We start from the raw sequence: 19,015 nt of genomic DNA, 5'->3' as shown, positions 1-19,015 counted from the left end.
TTTACAAAAAATGCCTAAAAACAACAACCTTAAAAGTATTCTTATTATTGGCTCAGGGCCTATTATTATTGGTCAGGCCTGTGAATTTGATTATGCAGGAACCCAATCTTTGCGTTCATTACGTGAAGATGGTATAGAAACTATCCTGCTTAATTCTAATCCGGCAACGATAATGACCGATCCGTCTATGGCAGATCACGTTTATCTAAAGCCGTTAACGACCAAATCTATTATTGAAATTCTTAAAAAACATCCAAACATAGATGCTGTTTTGCCTACTATGGGTGGACAAACTGCACTTAACCTGTGTATTGAAGCCGATGAAAAGGGAATTTGGGAAGATTTTGGAATCAAACTTATTGGTGTAGATATAGACGCCATAAACATTACCGAAGACCGGGATAAGTTTAAGCAACTTATGGGTGAAATTGGAGTTCCTGTGGCACCGGCAAGAACGGTAACTTCTTATCTTGAAGGGAAAGAAGTAGCACAGGAATTTGGTTTTCCATTAGTAATTCGTGCTTCTTTTACCCTGGGTGGTAGTGGTGCTTCATTTGTTCACGGTCCCGAAGAATTTGATGAAATGCTTACCTATGGGCTCGAGGCATCACCAATTCACGAGGTGTTAATAGATAAAGCGCTTTTAGGTTGGAAAGAGTATGAGCTGGAATTGCTTAGGGATAAGAACGATAATGTAGTTATTATTTGTTCAATAGAAAATATGGACCCTATGGGGATTCATACCGGAGATTCAATTACGGTTGCACCGGCTATGACGCTTAGCGATTCTACCTACCAGCGTATGCGTGATATGGCAATAAAAATGATGCGTAGCATTGGAGATTTTGCCGGTGGGTGTAACGTGCAGTTTGCGGTAAGTCCAGACGAAAAAGAAGATATTATAGCCATAGAAATTAACCCAAGGGTTTCAAGGTCATCGGCTTTGGCTTCTAAAGCAACCGGATATCCAATTGCAAAAATTGCATCAAAACTTGCTATAGGTTATAACTTAGATGAACTTGAAAACCAAATTACAAAGTCAACATCGGCGTTATTTGAACCTACTTTAGATTATGTGATCGTAAAGATTCCACGTTGGAATTTCGATAAATTTGAAGGAGCAGATCGCACTTTAGGCCTACAAATGAAATCTGTAGGAGAGGTAATGGGAATAGGTCGTTCTTTCCAGGAAGCACTGCATAAAGCTACACAATCTCTGGAGATTAAAAGAAACGGACTTGGAGCAGATGGAAAAAGCTATACCAAGTACGACGAAATTATAGAAAAACTTACTTATGCCAGCTGGGATCGTGTGTTTGTAATTTATGATGCGATTAAGGCCGGAATTCCATTAAGCCGAATTCACGAGATCACTAAAATAGATATGTGGTTCCTGCGCCAGTATGAAGAACTTTATGCGCTGGATGTAGAAATTTCAAAATTTGATAAAGATTCTTTACCTAAAGAGTTATTACTGGAAGCAAAACAAAAAGGTTTTGCCGATAGACAAATAGCCCATATGCTTGACTGTTTAGAGAGTGAGGTTTATAATAAAAGGGTAGATTTAGGAATAAACCGGGTGTATAAACTGGTAGATACCTGTGCAGCCGAGTTTAAAGCCGAAACTCCTTATTACTATTCTACTTTCGAAGCTGAAATTGAAACTCCAGATGGCAAAAGATATGTAGATAACGAAAGCAAGGTTAGCGACAGGAAGAAAATTGTAGTATTGGGCTCTGGTCCTAACCGAATTGGCCAGGGAATTGAGTTTGATTATAGTTGTGTGCACGGTGTTTTAGCGGCATCGGAGTGTGGTTATGAAACGATAATGATTAACTGTAATCCCGAAACGGTTTCTACAGATTTTGACGTAGCCGATAAACTTTATTTTGAACCTGTTTTCTGGGAGCATATCTACGATATAATTCGTCACGAAAAACCGGAAGGGGTAATTGTACAGCTTGGAGGTCAAACTGCTTTAAAGCTTGCTGAAAAATTAGAGCGTTACGGTATTAAAATTATGGGAACCAGTTACGAAGCGCTGGATCTGGCCGAAGACAGAGGAAGCTTCTCTAAACTGCTTCAGGAAAATAACATTCCTTACCCTGAATTTGGTACTGCCGAAACTGCAGATGAAGCCCTGGCACTTGCCGATGACCTGGATTTTCCTATCCTGGTAAGACCTTCTTATGTATTAGGAGGGCAGGGAATGAAAATTGTGATCAACAAAGATGAGCTGGAAGAAACGGTGGTGGATTTACTTCGAAAAATTCCGAATAATAAATTATTGTTAGACCACTATCTGGATGGTGCTATTGAAGCTGAAGCAGATGCGATTTGTGATGGCGAAGATGTACAAATTATAGGAATTATGGAGCATATTGAACCTTGTGGGGTTCACTCGGGAGATTCTAATGCGCTGCTACCTCCATTTAATCTTGGAGACCTGGTAATGGAGCAAATTAAAGATCATACCCGTAAAATTGCTTTAGCACTTAATACGGTGGGCTTAATCAATATTCAGTTTGCTTTAAAAGATGATAAGGTTTATATTATAGAGGCTAACCCAAGGGCATCCAGAACGGTTCCATTTATAGCCAAGGCATATAAAGAACCCTATGTAAACTATGCTACTAAAGTAATGCTGGGTGAGAAGAAAGTTAAAGATTTCAACTTTAACCCGCAGTTAGAAGGCTACGCTATAAAACAACCGGTTTTCTCTTTTAATAAGTTCCATAAAGTGAATAAACAACTTGGGCCAGAGATGAAGAGTACCGGGGAAAGTATTCTTTTTATAGATAGTCTTAGAGATGATGCATTTTACGAGCTTTACAGTAGAAGAAAAATGTATTTGAGTAAATAAGAAATAGTATTTAAAGAATAGGCTATCTGAAAAGATTTTATAAATCGTCATTCTGAACTTGTTTCATTGAAAGTTCAAACATGCTAGAAGTTGAAACAAGTTAAGCTTGACGAAGCCGGGTCTTTTTAGACAACACAATAAACCAAAAACCTACAAGATTTTAATATCTTGTAGGTTTTTCTAATTTAAGTAGTTAACCTCTTAGCCTTTAAAAAATATTTATGAAAGAATTTGTACTTATAACTGGTGGAATCTACGGCACACTTGCGGTTGTTTTTGGAGCTTTTGGAGCACACGCTTTAAAAAAACGTTTTTCTGAAGACCAGTTAAAAAGTTTTGAGACTGGCGTAAAATATCAAATGTACCATGCGATTATGCTTATTATATCGGGAATTGTTTTTCCGTTTATCGGGGTTTCCCAGCAGCTTATTGCCTGGTTTTTTATTATAGGAATATTCTTGTTTTCCTTTAGCATTTATGGATTAACCTTAAGCACTTCAGCAGGAAGGAAAATAAAAGTTTTAGGGCCAATAACACCACTTGGCGGACTTTTGCTTATTCTTGGCTGGATTTTTTTTACAATCAATATTGCTGAAATCGCAAGTTATCTTTAAATGTTTTAAGATATAAATGTCATCCTGATTCAAAGCTAGCTCCGAAATTTATTAGGAGGTCTAATTTGATGATATTACTATTATTGAGTAAATCGTCATATTGAACTTGTTTCAGCATCTAACAAGAATCAGCATAAACTTACATCTAAGCAGTATTTTCTAAAGTTTCAGCACGCAATACCCGTTTTCGGTATTTTTCAGCATAAAAAGCAATTAATATTAACTGCAGGGAATGGTAGATCATAATGGGTAAAAGTAAAAGCCCGGTATTGGCGGCATTTCCAAAAATCACTTTTACCATTACAGAGCCATGAACAAGTGATTTTTTCGTGCCACAAAATTGTGCAGTGATCTTATCTTCTATCTTAAAGCCTAAAAAATTACTGAGTAAAGCCAGTCCAAAGTAAACTACAAAAAAGAGTATAACCACTATTCCGGTCAGTTTTAATAAATCCTGGGTAGCTACACTGCTAAAAATATTGGAGGAGAAGGAGTTACTAAAGCTGGAGTAAACAATTAGTATAATGGTAGTTTTATCTATCAGGCTAAGTTTTTTGTTGTGCTTCCTGGCAAATTCACCAAGAAATTTTTGCAGGATTAACCCTAGAATTAAGGGAAGAATTATTTGCAGGAATAGTTTTAAAAGTACATCTAAAAACTCAAAACTGGCATTATGGCTAAGAAAAAAACTTAACCAAATTGGAGTTACAAAAATCCCTATTATTCCTGAAAGACTGGCGTTAAAGATCGCGGTAGGTAAATTGCCTTTTGCCAGGGAAACCATTACAATTGAAGATGAAACGGTAGAAGGAAGGGTGCCAAGAAAAAATAGGGCTATCCAAAGGTTTGAAGCGGTTCCGTTTTCAAACAGTGGTAGGCATAAGAGTGTGAGTAACGGAAACACTACAAATGTGGTCAATTGAATCACAATATGAACTTTATAATTTAAAAAGCCCAGTTTAAATTCTGTTGGAGATAATTTTAATCCGTAGAATAAAAAGATAAATCCAATTCCAATATCCGTGATGGTTTTAAGTGGGAAAAGCACGACACCTTCAGGAAATAGATAGGCGATAAGGATCGCTAAAAAAATGGCTACTATAAATCCGTTAAACTTCAATTGCCAAGCTATTTATCTATTTTAACTTTATAATTCTCCAGTAAATGCACATATTCTTCTGAAGAAAAATCGGTTTCGCTGAATTCTTGTTTTCTATTTATCGTCATTTTATTTCGCTTTATACTTTTGGCAAAACGTCTAATATCGTCATCGGTAGTTAGGTGTAATCCTGGTACGGCAATAGATTTTCCATCTTTATCTTTGGCAACCATCGTAAAATAAGAAGAATTACAATGTTTTTTTATTCCTGTTCTAATATTTTCGGCTTCAACCCGAATCCCGATAACCATAGAACTGTTACCTACGTAATTTACCGAGGCTTTCATAGTTACCAACTCGCCAATTTCTATAGGTTTTAAGAAGTCTACCGTATCTACACTGGCCGTTACGCAATATGCACCCGAATGTTTAGAGGCGCAGGCAAATGCAATACGATCCATAAGGGATAGAATGTAACCTCCGTGAATTTTACCGTTAAAGTTAGAATGGGAAGGCAGCATTAATTCTGAAATATCTACCTGTGAATCTTTTACTTTTTTAAAATGGTCCATAATTTATCTGTCTCTAAAATGTGGGGATTGGGCTTCTTCTACCTGGGTTATAAAATATTTGGTGTCTCCCCAAAAAAAGAAGGTAGCGTAGCGCTCTTTATATTTAAGCTTTACATAATTGCCTTCGTTTTCCTGGAGAGCTTGAATAACCTCCTGGTTATTATCTAAAACCGAAAACTGGAAGATTTGCGCACCGCTAATTCCCTGGCTAATTTCACCTTCCCAGGTTTTGGCAATAACGCCTTTTTTACTGAATTTTATAAGTTCACCGCTTCTTGTGCCCTCGCTGTAGGGCACAAAATAGATAAAAGCAAACCAGGCGATAAAAAGAAGTGTAATGACTCCTAAAATTCCAAAAAGTGTCTTTTTCATTTTTTCGATGTTTTGATAGCTAAGTATTTTTTCGTTTGATAATCGAGTTAAAAAGATCCAGGGTTTGCCTGGAAATCAAAATAATCTTTCTGCTTTCCGAATTTTAAATTGGTTGCAAGTTAGTCTATTTGTTGGGTTCTTCAATATCGCTCTCTTCTATAGTCGATAGCATATTATGATCTATTTGTTTGCTGGCTTTCGCACCAAGTTTTTTAAGATTTTCTACTCTTCGTAGTAAATTACCCTTGCCTGAAAGCTTTTTCATGGCTACATCATAAGAATTTTGTACAGTTCCCAATTGCCTGCCTATTTTTGTGAGTTCTTCGGTTAAAGCAGTAAAGGAATCGTATAATGCACCGGCCTGTGTTGCGATAGCGATTGCATTTTGTTTTTGCTTTTCGTTTTGCCACATACTATCTATGGTTTTTAACACAGCCAGTAGGGTGGTGGGGGTCACCAAAATAATATTTTTATCAAATGCTTCAGCATACAATCCGGGATATTCGTTGGAAGCAACGGCGAAAGCAGCTTCTATAGGGATAAAAAGCAAAACAAAATCTGGGCTGTCCATTTGATATAACTGGTGGTAATTTTTATTGCTTAGCTCGTTGATACGGTTTTTTATGGCGGTTAAATGATTTTTTAAATGCTTTTTGCTTTCTTCTTCGCGAGTTTCATTGCTATAACGTTCGTAAGCATTAAGCGAAACTTTAGAATCTACAATCATTTTTTTGTCACCGGGTAGGTTAATCACCACATCGGGTAAAACCCTTTTGCCATCGGCATTGGTAAAACTTTGTTGAACTGAATATTCACTTCCTTTTTTAAGTCCGCTGCGCTCCAGGACACGCTCTAAGATCATTTCGCCCCAGTTCCCCTGGGTTTTGGTATCGCCTTTAAGAGCTTTGGTTAAGTTGGTGGCCTCCTTGCTCATTTGCTCATTAAGCTCTTTAAGACCAATAATTTGTTGCCTTAACATGGCGTGGCGGTCTATGCTTTCTTTATTTCCTTCTTCGATACGCTTTTCAAAATGAAGGATTTTCTCCTGCAAAGGATTTAATAAATTCTGAATGTTTTCTTTATTCTGAAGTGTGAATTTTTCTGACTTTTGCTCCAGAATTTTATTGGCAAGGTTTTCAAATTCTTTTTCAAATTTTTGCTGAAGTTTCTCAACCTCGGCCTTTTGTTCTTTGTTTTTAAGCTCCAGGTTTCTAAACTCGGCGTTTCTTTTTGTTAGTTCAGTATTAAGAAAATCTTTTTCGCGGCGTATTTCTTCACGCTCGTTCTCTATTTTTTCAGATTGTATTTGGGCTTTATTTTGTAGTTCTGAAATTTCAGTCTTATAATTGTTTAAATTGTTGTTTAGTTGGGTTTTAATTTCTTCTACCTGAAGTAATAGTTGATTGTTTTTTTCCTCCAAAACAGCTTCCTTATTTTTACTTTTCAAACCAGAAATTAGTTTGCCAAAGTAAATTCCGAGGAAGAGGGCAATAAAAATGGCAGTAACAAGTAGGTAGTTAATCATGGGAAATTAGCAGTTTTCCCAAAGATACTTATTTGCCCGAATTGTTCTAAAATTCTGGGCTTAGTTTAATGCTTATTTAAGGGGAAAGAAAATTAATTACCTGCTTCAAAATATTGGTAAGCATCTATAATATCCAGATAGACGCCATCGAAGCCAAGATTAACTATTTTTTTTAAATAAGCATCTTTATTCCTGTATATATGTCTTTTCCATTCGGGATGCCAATATTTCACTTTAAAATTCCCGCTCCAATATGGGTTCTCTTCCGCTAACCAGATTGGGGGATTTTTGTTCCAGGAGTCTTTCCAGTAATACCTATATTCTTCTGCTTCGCCAATAGACATATAGGCTATTACCAGTCGGTCTCCACCATTTTTTTTCTTTTTTAATTTCTTTATTTCTTCAGCAGTGAAAGCTTCCTTATTAAAAAACAAGTCTATAATAATTAAATCGTAATTGGTGAATGCAATTTCAGCTATAAGATCTTTTTTGCCTGGATAATTGGCGTAATTGAGCAGGTACAGAAAATTCTTAGCTTCAGAAATATGTTTTATATCTGCTTTATTTTCATTAAAAATGGCATAGTCCGGGATTTCATCTAATTCCCTTCGAGTGGCTGCAAAAGAGATAAATTCATTTTTTTTATTTAAACAGAAGGAATTGGCTATTTTTTTGGAAGTAGAGCAATAATCTGTTACCAACACTTCTTTTCCCTGATTTTTTGCAATTTCAAGATGCTTTAGCAAATAAGTGATGTCTGGCTTAGGGGTAGGTTGGTTAAACTCAGGGTAACCATAAAAGAGATCTTCCTGTCCTACCGCGTCTATAGCTTTCAAATAGTTTAAAGCGGGATTTTTGGATTCGGAAAGTATGAGTTCTATACCATTTTGGGGAATTACAAGGAAATTCTCATTTTTAGCTTTTGCGTTTTCACTAATTTCAATAACTAAATTTCGCATCTGCTGGCGGTAATTTACCTCTTGAGCTGTGCTATTCTGACATAAAAAGAGTAAACAACTAAAAATAAATATTGGAATTCGGGCTAAATTCATTTACTTATTGAAATTTAAGGCAAAGATATGTGAAATTACCAAACGATTAATTGTGGATTTTGTATTTATTATGCTTAAAAAGCCATATTTTTTAACGCTAAAGAAGTTTCATTGAAAAAAGTTTAATAGCTAGAAAGGCGCTTATAATTTCTGGTTTGGAAGTGTATAAATGACATTTTTTCCTATATTTTTGAATTAAAAGATAATTTAATGCCGAAGCCCTCCGTATTACTTATTTTAGAAGGTACCTACCCTTTTAATGGTGGTGGTGTTTCAACCTGGGCACATCACTTATGTAACAAGGTTGGTAATATAGATTTTAAGTTGTATTCCATAAATGCTTCGTTTGAAAAGGAAACAAAGTATAAACTAAGTAGCAACATAAGTGAAGTTATACAGGTACCTCTTTGGACACCAGACGAGCCTTACGATTATATAAGTTATGGAGAAGAATATTATAAAACAGTAGCTAAAAAAGAATGGACCACAGATGCGGTGGTTGAACAAAAATTTATCCCGCTCTTTAAAAGTTTACTTGAGTTTATATATAGTGAAGACCAACAAATAGAAGATCTGGATATCATTTTTCATCAATTATGGTTTTACTTTGAAGACTACGATTTTAAAGAAACCATGAGGAATAAGCATGTTTGGCTTACTTACCGTGATATTCTAGCCAGGTTTATTATTGGTGAACGCAACCCTGATGCCTCTTTGATAGATATAACTGTGGGTTTACGCTGGATTTATAGATTTCTAATTCCGCTTGCCATTGTAAATATTCCCAGGGTAGATATTGCGCATCTTACACTAAGTGGTTTCCCTCTTATTCCCGCACTTATTGCCAATTATAAATATGGGACAAAGATCATGCTAACAGAGCATGGGGTTTTTATAAGGGAAAGGTTACTGGCTATTAATAAATCTGAATATCCCTATTTTTTAAAGAGCTTACTTATTCGTTTCTCCGAGGCTATTGCCCGTTTAGCCTATTATAAATCTGATGTGATTATTTCGGTAACTACCTTTAATCAAAAATGGGAAAAATGGTATGGTGCAGATCCTAAAAAATTTAAAGTAATTTATAATGGAATAGATCCCGAGGTTTTTAAACCCGGGCCTAAACCGTCTCATTTAAAAAATGTTCCAACCGTAGTTGCCTTAGCAAGGGTTTTTGAGTTAAAAGATATTTTAACAATGATTAGATCTTGTGCAGTGGTAAAAAACACCATTCCTAATGTGCAATATATGGTTTATGGAGATGATACAGCGGTTCCGGATTACACCAGGGAATGTCTTCAGCTTATCAAAGAATTAGGTTTACAGGATAATTTTAAGTTTATGGGGCCTCGAAACAATCCTCAGGAAATATTTCTGGAAGGTGATATCTCTATTTTAACATCTATTTCTGAAGGCTTTCCGTATACTGTTATAGAATCTATGAGCTGTGGAATCCCGGTGGTATCTACCGATGTTGGCGGTGTGAAAGAAGCGCTTGATGAAAGTTGCGGATTTACCTGTAAACCAAAAGATGCCGAAGAAATTGGAAGCTATGTAGCGAAGTTGCTTTTAGATGAGGACCTAAGAAAAAACATGGGGGAAAGTGCAAGGGAAAAAGTCTTAAACAACTTTACCTTAAATAAGTTTATAAGGGAGTATGAAGATGTGTATAAGGATATGATGAAGGCTGAAGGTTCAAAAGCTAAACTGACTAAGATTAAAGATTTTAACTGAGGATGAACAAGGATCAAATTAAAGCTATTGCCAAGCTTGTGGTTTCTGTTAAAGAGCGCAACGGTAAACCTGTAAATGTCTATGTAGTAGCTGCTACCATAGAATCTTTTGGGATTAGGGACGTAGATGTGAAAAAGGACTATGGCTTTGATGATATTTTTCAACTTTCCAAATATATTTATAAGGCCTATGACGCGATTACCCTGGCAAACCTTAAAAACAATAATCAGCGTATAGCAGAGGCAAAGACATTTAAACGATTAGCGCTTACCGAATATATCACGACAAAAAACACCAAACGATTTATTGCAGATTATAGTTCTGGATTAATCCACTTATTTCCTGTTTTCCTACAGGTGGTTTCTATTATAATATTTGGTTTTTCGCTCTGGACCTATTCAAAATTCAACAACCTGCAATCTACGGCAGTAGTATTGGGAGTAATTTTTGGCTTTATTTTAAGTGCTGGTTTTGTTCAGGTTATAGGTAAACAGGTTTCCTACTATTGGTATAATAAAGATTACCATATGGCTAGTTATTCTACCAGGAAAATTATTATAAACGGAACATTTACTATAATAGTTTTTTTTATTTTTTCGCTGTTGGTAAATATGGTTGTTCCACTTTATAGTTTTCTTTTTGTAATAATCACGTTTTTATATGCTTTATTTATCGGATTTTTACTCTTGGTGTTGGCGCCTTTGTATGCTTTAAAACAAAGGTGGGTATTATCTTTAAGCGTTTCTGTAGGTACTGGATTGGCACTGGCATTACATTGGTATACCGCAATTCATCCCTATTTTGTGCATTGGATAGGTATTCTTACCGCTTCTCTAATATCGGTGGGATATATTTACTTCTTTCTACAGTTTAAGTTAAAACAAAACAAAGCCGAAAAGAAGAAGCCTAAGGTTATGCTCTCTTTATACAGAAATTTTAATTATTTCCTTTATGGTACCTTTTTGTTTACATTTGTATTTCTGGATAGGCTTGTAGCATGGTCCTCTACATTAAATAGAGATATACCTTACATTATTTATTACGAAAAGGATTATGAAATAGGGATGGATCTTGCAATTTTAATTTTCTTTCTTTTAGGAGGAGTTATGGAATACGCCATTCATTCTTATATAAGGCATATGGATTTTCATCAATTGGAAACAAAGTACTCCAGTTTTCAAACCTTTAATGATAAGATGAAAAAAATGTATTTTAAACATTTACGATTATTTGCAATTAGTGCACTGGGGATTGCAATTTTCCTATACTTGCTAATTACCCAGCCCTGGGGATATACTTCGGGTTTTGATGAGAATCTTAGTGAATTGAGCCTTAGGGTTTGTATTTTGGGAAGTGTAGGATACTTGTTTTTAAGCCTTGGTATGCTTAATGTTTTATATCTCTACACACTGGGTCAACATAGAAGGCCTTTGTTAAATATAGTGATTGCCTTCTTGGTAAATATTACTATAGGAATTTTACTAAGTCGATGGGTCTCTTACGAATATAGTGTGGTAGGTATGTTGATAGGATCCTTTGTGTTTATGCTACTTACTACAAAGGAAACATACAGTTTCTTTAAAAACCTGGATTATTACTATTATGCATCTTATTAAAATTTTCATGATTACAGGCGCAATTTTATTCCAAACTGCCCAGGCTTTAGCTCAGCAACTTACTAAAGAAAAGCAAATACTTTTTACTTATGGCGATTTTTACCCCAAAGATGTCTCAGGATATGAAATAGTGGTATTGGAAAGTGCTCATTTCGATAGTAAGGATATTCAGGTACTAAAGCAGCAAAATAATACAGTATTAGGATATATAAGTTTAGGGGAGGTCAATGAATCGGCGGCCCATTATCCTGAAATAAAAGATTTTTCCCTGGGAAAAAACAATATATGGAATAGTCATATTTTGGATATAGAAAATAAGGAGACCAGTAAATCTCTTATGGATATTATTAAATTTAATATGAAAAAGGGATTGGACGGAATGTTTTTGGACAACATAGACAACTATACCAAATTTGGTCCAACTCCAGAAAAGAAACCTGCTCTTTTAGACTTTCTAAAAACTGTAAAGATTCTTTTCCCTGAGATTTATTTAATGCAGAATGCAGGTGTATCAATAATTGAAGATACTCATCCGTATATCAATTCGGTAGCCAAAGAGAGTGTGGTAACCGATTATGATTTCGGTAAAAATAAATATCAATTAAGGGAAGAAGAAACCTATTTACGACTTTTACACGAACTTGAAGAAGCTTATAGGAATTATAAAGTCCCCGTAATTTTAATAGAATATGCCGAAACTAAGAAATTAAAAAAGGCCATAGACCAAAGATTGGAAGAAAATAACTGGCCCTATTTTATTGGGAAAATAGATTTACAAAGTATTCCTGATAAAAACTGAAGTGAATTATGTTTTTAGAGCCCTACCTACTTGCCGGACCCTTAAGAATTATTTTGTTCTTTGTATTAATTCTTTTAATACATAGAATAATTTCTGCCCGTGTCTCTGCGCAAACAGCATTAAACTTCTTAATTCCTACCATCACCTTAATTCTTGCTTCCGTGCTTTTAGGAGGTTTTATATTAGTGCTTACTAATACATTTGATCTATTTGTTATAATTTGTATTGCTATTGCCGTTATTAGCTTAACCTTTATGAACCTTAATTACAGAAAACCAATTAGGGATCAGCTACAAAGAATATATACCCGTACTATTCTGTATGCCGTAATCAAGCTAGAAAGGCGAAAGAGTTTTTTGGATAGAGATAACATTATAAAACCCACATATAAGAATAGAGGGGAAGGATTATCTGAATACCATAAAAACTGGCAATTGGCAATTGGCTTTTTATTGCCTATAATAACTTATGTTTCCCGAAGCTCGTTATTTAGTGAAGATGTATTCACGCTTTCGTACCACTGGTTTAAAAAGTTAAACCTAATTAATGACCTTTCTTTTGAGACGTGGTTTTTCCATCCGGGTGAAATGATGGGAGATTACTTAATTATAAATCTTTATGCAAAAATAACCAGTATCACGAATGCTGAGGCTTTGCAATCTTTCGGACTTCTGGAATCTGCCTTGCTCTCCCTGGTTATATATTGGGTAGTTTATAAGATTTCCCGAAAACACGCCCCGGGTATATTGGCAGGCTTAAGTTTTGCCTTACTATATTCCTTTCTGCCAATGAATTTAGATTTAGTAGCGGAACACAAGTCTGTTTTTACGGCCCTAATTATTGCAGTGCCTACCATGTTTTTTGGTATTTATCCACAAAGTTTTCGTTTTAATAGAAAGCTCATATTTGGATGGTTTGTGGTTCTTTTTACAACTATTTTAATTTTAGACTTGTTTGTAGGCTTGCTAATAATTCCTCTTTTCCTATTTATTTTGTTCTTCTTTAAATTTAGGGATAACTTAAAGCAGGTGTCTCAAGTTATTTTCGCATATCTTGCTTCGGTTAGTCTAATTGCTGTTATTTATGGAGTGGCAGCTCTTATAAAGCAAGAAGATATGGGGGCTTTTATTGTTTCCAATCTTTTTTCTTTTGATGCTTATACATACAATTCCAGTTTAATTCTTCCATTCAAAGAACTTATTTATTATTACCAGGTTGCAGCAGTTGTTTTTTTAGTTATCACCATCTTTAAATACCTAAAGAAACCACATAAATGGCTTGCGAGTCTTATTTTCTTAATTTTCCTTAATATACTATTCGGTCTTTACCATATAGACGAGGTTTTATTAGATCTGGATCTTTTAAGTCAGGTGCTATGTGTGTTTATTCCAATTTTCTTCGGAATAATACTAAACATTGTAGTAAATCTAATTGCTATTTTTAAAAAGCAAAGTCCATTGAGCACCATTATTGAAGTTGTTAGTGGTGCCGCAATAATTTTAGGTTTTGCTATATACACATTTCCGCAGGAAGCTACTTTCAATTTTGAGTCTAATAAAACAGAAAACAATGTATTTGAAGCTTATGCAAAGATACAATCAGAAAATTTGCCCTATTCTTATGCTATTGTAAATTCTTTGCCCTATTATAGCTTTAGTAATAACGACCATTATTATTATAACTACGATTATTTTAATGAAAATTATATTCAACGTGATAGAAGGTTCAACACGTATAGAAATAATGCAACCTATCTTTTGAATAATCCAGATATTATCTTGCCTGAAACCTTGTTTGTTTTTGTATATGAAGATACTACCGAAAAAGAAGCTTTTAAAGCACAGCAATCATTAACAAAAGAGAGAATAGAATTACTAAAAGCCAAAGGTAGGGCAGTAAGTGTCTATTATAATACCAGGCTTTTAAAAGTATATAAGGTAGAGAATAGGCCTCGTTCCAGCAACATTAATGAATTATTATTTTGATGAGAATAAAACTACTAATCAATTTATTAATATATATATCCTTAGGCTTTCTTGTATCTTTTATAGCGGGCTGTGAGGCCGATGGTGAAGACTCTAAAAGTATAAAGAGCAATCCTCGGGTACTTTATGATGAAATTAGCAATACGCCCCTGGTAGCTTATATTTTAGATGCAGAGAATGATTTAAGCCTAAAAAACAGTAGGCACATTCGAAAGACCCTTAATTATGCAAAAATTCCTTTTGGTGAAATTTCACAGGAAGATTTTAATAAAGAACCCGGCATACCGGGTTCGGTAAAAAGCATAGTAATTTATAATCTGGCCCAATTAAACCCCCGGGCTATGGATTTTCTTATCAATTTTGTTGCAAATGGCGGACATCTTTTTATTCCTACGACCGGAGTAGATAAAAATTTTGGGTTTTTAGCCGGAGTAAAAGCAGACGCCGATTTACAAATAAACACTACCGCTAAGGGATTTCTATTTAAAACAGATTTTATACCCGGATTAAAAGGAAAGCACTACAGGAACAGTACCATTCATTATGGATTAAAAGAAAATAACTTTAAAGAAGAGGTTGAGGTTTTGGCAACTGCATTTTCTGAAGAAAGTTATCCGCTTATCATTAAGAATAGAATAGAAAAGGGGACGGTTATTTCCTTTAACACAGAACAATTTTCGCAAAAGCAGGAGCGTGGTTTATTTTTTGCTGCCATTTTAGAAGGTTTAGAAGGGGTTCCTTACCCAATAGCAAATGCCTCAAGTATTATGTTAGATGATTTTCCGGCACCGCTTTATAATGCCAAAATGGAGCCGGTGCAATCGGAGATGGACTTAAGCCAGGCCGACTTTTATTCAAAAGTTTGGTGGAAAGATATGTTGAAATTGGCTAAAGAAGAAGATATTGCTTATTCGGCTTATGTTTGTTTCGATTATTCCAATCACACCACCCCTCCCTTTAACTTTAGGGAATGGGAGAGATCTGTTTTGAATGGAGTAAATGGAGCCGATAAATTGATGTTGAGTATAAAAAACTCTAATCATGAATTGGAGCTGCACGGATATAATCACGTTTCACTTACTCAGGCAGATTGGCCTAGCAAAAGCTATATGGGGTTAAGTTTGCAGGCGGTTAAAAAACGTTGGGCTGCACGTGGTTATGGCGAGTTACCTAAATCGTATGTGCCGCCATCAAATATTATAGATAGTACCGGTTTTGTTGCTTTAGAAGAAAATATTCCCAATATTGTATATAATGCCAGCATTTATTTGGGGGACTTTGAGGATGGGGGATATCGGGAGTTTGATCCCGAACCTTACAATTACCATTTCTTTAATTTCCCCAGGATAACAAGTGGTTATGCCCTAACATCAACCCAGGAATTTAATCAACAGTCATTGTATCTTTATACCGGTATTTGGACCCATTTTATCCATCCCGATGATATTTATCAAATTCCCGGGGACGAAGGTTTGGACAGCGCTGGAGATTATATTTTGAGAAATATAAACGCTTATGGTTGGAGGGTTTCAGATGATGGTTCTCCCGGTTTGCTGCCCAGATTTAGGGATTATATACAAGGAGTAAAAGAAACCTTTCCTCTTATTCGATTTTTAAAGGTTTCAGAAGCGGCAAAAATCACCAAAAATTGGCGAGAGACTACGTATCAATTTTCGGAAGGGGAAAAGACTGTCCAGGTGTCTGCCCAGACCAAAAATTCAGCAGAAAATGAAAATTTTTGGTTTGTTTATATATCCGCAGAAAATAATAATGAAATAGAGTCCTATCTTACTCAGAATAAGCGTAAATATACTAAAACACCTCTTTTGGAAGGTTTTCTATATAATATTCAAACTTTTAAAAACCAACTGAGCTTACCTAAATTTAAAAATAATTCTCCTCGTAATTTACAAAATTCGTTGCTACAGGAGTATAAGGTTTATTTGTCTACAAAACCTTCAGAAAATCAAGGTGATATAGAGGTAGAAAGGAAAATCGAAGAGTTAAAGTCTGAAATTAGCATTGCTAATAATTTTAATCGGCAAACCTGGATAGATTTATTTAAGTATCTGGGCTGGGAGGGACGTCAGAATGAAATATGGCCTTTACTAGAACAAAAATATTCCAAAAATGCATCTTCGGTTTATGTTGCGCTTTCTGTAGAATTTATAGCCCAAAGCGATTACCCAAATTTGGAAACCAGAAGACGATGGATGTTAAGGCAAATAGAATTATATCCGAAAAATGTAGATCTCAGGAAAGATTTTATTGCTTATTTTGGTAGTGATACCGAAGTTCAGCTAAGCCGTAATGAATTATTAAAATTAATTGACAATGCCAATTCGGCTGAGGACAGGTTTGGCTATTTATCACTTTTAAATGAAAAATTTCCTGAAACTGCCTTTAATCTTGTTAAGGACATTGCACCCTGCCGGGAAGATTTTAGGTCTGCCGCTTCAACTATCTCCTGGATTTTTGCTGATGCCGGAGAATATGAAAAAGCCATTTTATGGTCTAAATGCAGCAAAGAAATTGGTGAAGAATCAGTGAATAATTGGCGATTGCAATCTGGGGATTACGAATTTTTTAAAGAGAAGAATTTTCCTATTTATATAGAATATCTTATTGCCGATAATAATAAAAAAGCGGCTCAGGAACTTTTGGAGATAAAAGCTTGTGATAAAGGACTCAAGCCGCTGGCAGCTACAATTGCCTACACCTATGGCAACCAGGGAAGTTTTAGAAAAGCATTGGAGTGGTCTGCCTGTGCCGATAATTTTCCTGTTGTAGAGCGAATGCAGTGGTTGTATGCCTTAAAGAATTATAACGAAGTAGAACGTTTGTACGCTAATTATTCCATAAAAAATAATTTGAAGGAAAAAGAGCTTATCCAGGCATTTATGGCGGAATATTATTTGGGGCGGGGCCAGATAACCAAGGCCTGGAAATTAACTTCACAATTGGTAGATTCAGAGAAAAAAGAACGCTTAAGAAGACAGCTCAACAAAGATGTTCGCTATTTAAGTTCCCTGGAAAAACGAATGCTATTGAAGGGATATCCACCTCTTTTTTACCCGGAAGTGGCCGCACAACTAAAACATAACCTAAGAATTACCGAAGGTGATTTTCTAAGTTTGAAGAGTAATATTATTAGCGATAGGCTAGACCCTACTTCTTTTGGCACCGAGGCTGTGTATGGTATCCGGGATAAAAAGTTACATCAACATCAATTCGGACTTAGCTATTATAAAGCCTATGCCATACCTGTGCAGGAAAGTTTAAAAAACAATATAGATGAGCAATTGCCCGGTTTGATTTATAGGTTTAAATCACGGGAAAGGCTTGAAAAGATTAATTATGGTTTTGGTACCCGTTTGGAGTTTAATGAAGTAGGGAAAGCTTATTTGCATTTAAATGCTTCGGCCTCTATTTCTATAGACAGCCTGTATAGTTCGGTGCAACTTTCCAGGAAACCTGCTATTACAGGACCGGCCTATTCCCTGGATATTTACCAAACCCAATTAAATATTTACGAAGAACTTCAGTTTAAGAAAAAATTTCGCGCAATTCTTTACCTGGAGGGGAATCATTTTAGCGACGATGTGCAGGATATACAGGCTTTAACCGGTATTTCTATGGATGTTGTCCTTAATGATAAGTCTAAATTTAAACCTTATTCCGAAATCTCAGGAATGTTGGGAAATTCAACCAGAACGGGCGGATATCCTTACTGGACCTTAGATAAAAGATTATATGGCGGAATGGGACTGGCATACGAATATTTAGATGAAAATAATTTTTGGAAAATTAATCTGGATGCGGGTTATTTCCTCGATACTTTTTCTGATGAATTCCAACGCTACCGCGGAAATATAACCTGGCCTATTTCAAAGTATCTTTATTTTGATGCCCGGGCCGAATTTTATACACTAAAAAACTTTTACTCCAATAACTTTACATTTGGTTTAAAATATATTTTTAAGGAGAATTAAGGCTTAATTTTAAAAGAAGCGGAAGCTTTATCAAAAACAATTAAGCCCTCAGGGAAGACACTGGAAAAGGCACCAGACTCCAACAGTTTCCGGGGAGAACCTGTACTAACTTTGTCAGGCTGCATTAAAATTATCTTATCGCACAGCTGAATGGCTAGATTGATTTCATGCGAAGCAAACACAATAGCTTTGTTTGTTTTCCTGGTAAGCTTTTTTAGCAGTTTTAGCACATAAGCTTTATGGTAAAGGTCTAAATGGGTGGTGGGTTCATCCAGAATAACCAGGGGGGTGTTTTGAGCTATAGCACGGGCTATTAATACCTTTTGTAATTGCCCGTCACTTAATTCGTAGCATTTTTTGTTTTGCAGGTCTTCAATGCCTACATGCTGCAACGCTTTCTTTATTTGGCGAAGATCATTTTTACCTAATCGGCCAATCCAATTGGTATACGGCTGCCTACCCAGTGCCACCAACTCAAAAACACTCAGATTTTTAGAAATGGGTTGCTCGGTAAGCACAAGACTTATTAAAGAGGCTAGTTCCAGGGAATCTATTTGTTTAATTTTTTGGTGTTTTACTAAAACCTCGCCTTGAAGTGCATCCTGAACACCGCTTAATGTTCGTAGAAATGTAGACTTTCCAACTCCATTTACACCAATTACGGCAACAAGTTCTCCCTGGTTTACTTCAATATCAATAGCCTTAGCAATAATGGTTTTTTTAGCTTTTGTGCTGTAGCCAATATCCAGGTTAGTGGTTTTAAGAATGCTATGTTGTTGGGATTTCTCCAAT

General features: G+C 35.5%; 13 protein-coding genes. 7 read left to right on the top strand and 6 right to left on the bottom strand.

The annotated features are described in order from the left end of the window. The first annotated feature begins 10 nt into the window (after positions 1-10). Both carB and I6U50_RS03095 read left to right on the top strand, forming a co-directional pair. Complete coding sequence (carB, locus tag I6U50_RS03100; protein WP_198637812.1) at positions 11-2,863, top strand: carbamoyl-phosphate synthase large subunit; 2,853 nt, start codon at positions 11-13, stop codon at positions 2,861-2,863. A gap of 221 nt (positions 2,864-3,084) precedes the next feature. After that, complete coding sequence (locus I6U50_RS03095) at positions 3,085-3,477, top strand: DUF423 domain-containing protein (RefSeq protein WP_193709657.1); 393 nt, start codon at positions 3,085-3,087, stop codon at positions 3,475-3,477. Between the two features lie 145 nt (positions 3,478-3,622). Here I6U50_RS03095 and I6U50_RS03090 read toward each other — a convergent pair whose 3' ends face one another. The 5 genes from I6U50_RS03090 to I6U50_RS03070 all read right to left on the bottom strand — a co-directional run bounded on the left by I6U50_RS03090 (position 3,623) and on the right by I6U50_RS03070 (position 8,004). Beyond that, positions 3,623-4,597: a bile acid:sodium symporter family protein gene (locus I6U50_RS03090; RefSeq protein ID WP_198637811.1), complete on the bottom strand. Its 975-nt coding sequence runs from the start codon at positions 4,595-4,597 to the stop codon at positions 3,623-3,625. An 8-nt stretch (positions 4,598-4,605) separates the two neighbouring features. Next, positions 4,606-5,148, bottom strand: a complete 543-nt coding sequence (locus tag I6U50_RS03085) for an acyl-CoA thioesterase (protein WP_198637810.1) — start codon at positions 5,146-5,148, stop codon at positions 4,606-4,608. Positions 5,149-5,151: 3 nt separating this feature from the next. Then, entirely contained in the window at positions 5,152-5,520 is a 369-nt protein-coding gene (locus I6U50_RS03080) for a 6-phosphogluconate dehydrogenase (protein ID WP_198637809.1), read from the bottom strand. 124 nt (positions 5,521-5,644) lie between these two features. After that, complete coding sequence (rmuC, locus tag I6U50_RS03075; protein ID WP_198637808.1) at positions 5,645-7,045, bottom strand: DNA recombination protein RmuC; 1,401 nt, start codon at positions 7,043-7,045, stop codon at positions 5,645-5,647. Between the two features lie 92 nt (positions 7,046-7,137). Then, positions 7,138-8,004, bottom strand: coding sequence for an endo alpha-1,4 polygalactosaminidase (locus I6U50_RS03070; protein ID WP_232805865.1), 867 nt, complete (start codon positions 8,002-8,004; stop codon positions 7,138-7,140). 303 nt (positions 8,005-8,307) lie between these two features. On the opposite strand from I6U50_RS03070, the gene pelF reads away from it, so the two are divergent. Genes pelF through I6U50_RS03045 form a run of 5 tightly spaced genes read left to right on the top strand, consistent with a single transcriptional unit; the run spans position 8,308 to position 18,223 of the window. Next, positions 8,308-9,831, top strand: a complete 1,524-nt coding sequence (gene pelF, locus I6U50_RS03065; protein WP_198637806.1) for a GT4 family glycosyltransferase PelF — start codon at positions 8,308-8,310, stop codon at positions 9,829-9,831. 2 nt (positions 9,832-9,833) lie between these two features. Then, positions 9,834-11,447: an exopolysaccharide Pel transporter PelG gene (pelG, locus tag I6U50_RS03060; protein ID WP_198637805.1), complete on the top strand. Its 1,614-nt coding sequence runs from the start codon at positions 9,834-9,836 to the stop codon at positions 11,445-11,447. A gap of 7 nt (positions 11,448-11,454) precedes the next feature. Continuing rightward, complete coding sequence (locus I6U50_RS03055) at positions 11,455-12,246, top strand: endo alpha-1,4 polygalactosaminidase (RefSeq protein ID WP_193709649.1); 792 nt, start codon at positions 11,455-11,457, stop codon at positions 12,244-12,246. Between the two features lie 8 nt (positions 12,247-12,254). After that, the gene (locus tag I6U50_RS03050; RefSeq protein ID WP_198637804.1) at positions 12,255-14,231 is read left to right on the top strand and encodes a hypothetical protein; all 1,977 of its coding nucleotides are present in this window, start codon (positions 12,255-12,257) and stop codon (positions 14,229-14,231) included. Next, positions 14,231-18,223 (top strand): DUF2194 domain-containing protein, encoded by a 3,993-nt coding sequence (locus I6U50_RS03045; protein WP_198637803.1) that lies wholly within the window; start codon positions 14,231-14,233, stop codon positions 18,221-18,223. Before I6U50_RS03050 ends, I6U50_RS03045 begins: the two co-directional genes overlap by 1 nt. On the opposite strand, the gene I6U50_RS03040 is transcribed toward I6U50_RS03045, so the two are convergent. After that, a complete protein-coding gene (locus I6U50_RS03040; RefSeq protein ID WP_198637802.1) occupies positions 18,220-19,014 on the bottom strand; it encodes an ABC transporter ATP-binding protein in 795 nt (264 codons plus the stop codon). The two genes, I6U50_RS03045 and I6U50_RS03040, sit on opposite strands and share 4 nt — an antisense overlap. Position 19,015 lies beyond the last annotated feature (1 nt).

Origin of the sequence: Salegentibacter maritimus (genome assembly GCF_016236975.1) — a bacterium.
Lineage (GTDB): Bacteria > Bacteroidota > Bacteroidia > Flavobacteriales > Flavobacteriaceae > Salegentibacter > Salegentibacter maritimus.
The sequence above is the reverse complement of the archived record's forward strand: the minus strand, read 5'-3'. Positions and strand labels throughout refer to the sequence as shown.

Coding starts and splice junctions, on each gene's coding strand:
- carB (WP_198637812.1), top strand. CDS start 11: ATGCCTAAAAACAACAACCTTAAAAGTATTCTTATTATTGGCTCAGGG.
- I6U50_RS03095 (WP_193709657.1), top strand. CDS start 3,085: ATGAAAGAATTTGTACTTATAACTGGTGGAATCTACGGCACACTTGCG.
- I6U50_RS03085 (WP_198637810.1), bottom strand. CDS start 5,148: ATGGACCATTTTAAAAAAGTAAAAGATTCACAGGTAGATATTTCAGAA.
- I6U50_RS03080 (WP_198637809.1), bottom strand. CDS start 5,520: ATGAAAAAGACACTTTTTGGAATTTTAGGAGTCATTACACTTCTTTTT.
- rmuC (WP_198637808.1), bottom strand. CDS start 7,045: ATGATTAACTACCTACTTGTTACTGCCATTTTTATTGCCCTCTTCCTC.
- I6U50_RS03070 (WP_232805865.1), bottom strand. CDS start 8,004: ATGCGAAATTTAGTTATTGAAATTAGTGAAAACGCAAAAGCTAAAAAT.
- pelF (WP_198637806.1), top strand. CDS start 8,308: ATGCCGAAGCCCTCCGTATTACTTATTTTAGAAGGTACCTACCCTTTT.
- pelG (WP_198637805.1), top strand. CDS start 9,834: ATGAACAAGGATCAAATTAAAGCTATTGCCAAGCTTGTGGTTTCTGTT.
- I6U50_RS03055 (WP_193709649.1), top strand. CDS start 11,455: ATGATTACAGGCGCAATTTTATTCCAAACTGCCCAGGCTTTAGCTCAG.
- I6U50_RS03050 (WP_198637804.1), top strand. CDS start 12,255: ATGTTTTTAGAGCCCTACCTACTTGCCGGACCCTTAAGAATTATTTTG.
- I6U50_RS03045 (WP_198637803.1), top strand. CDS start 14,231: ATGAGAATAAAACTACTAATCAATTTATTAATATATATATCCTTAGGC.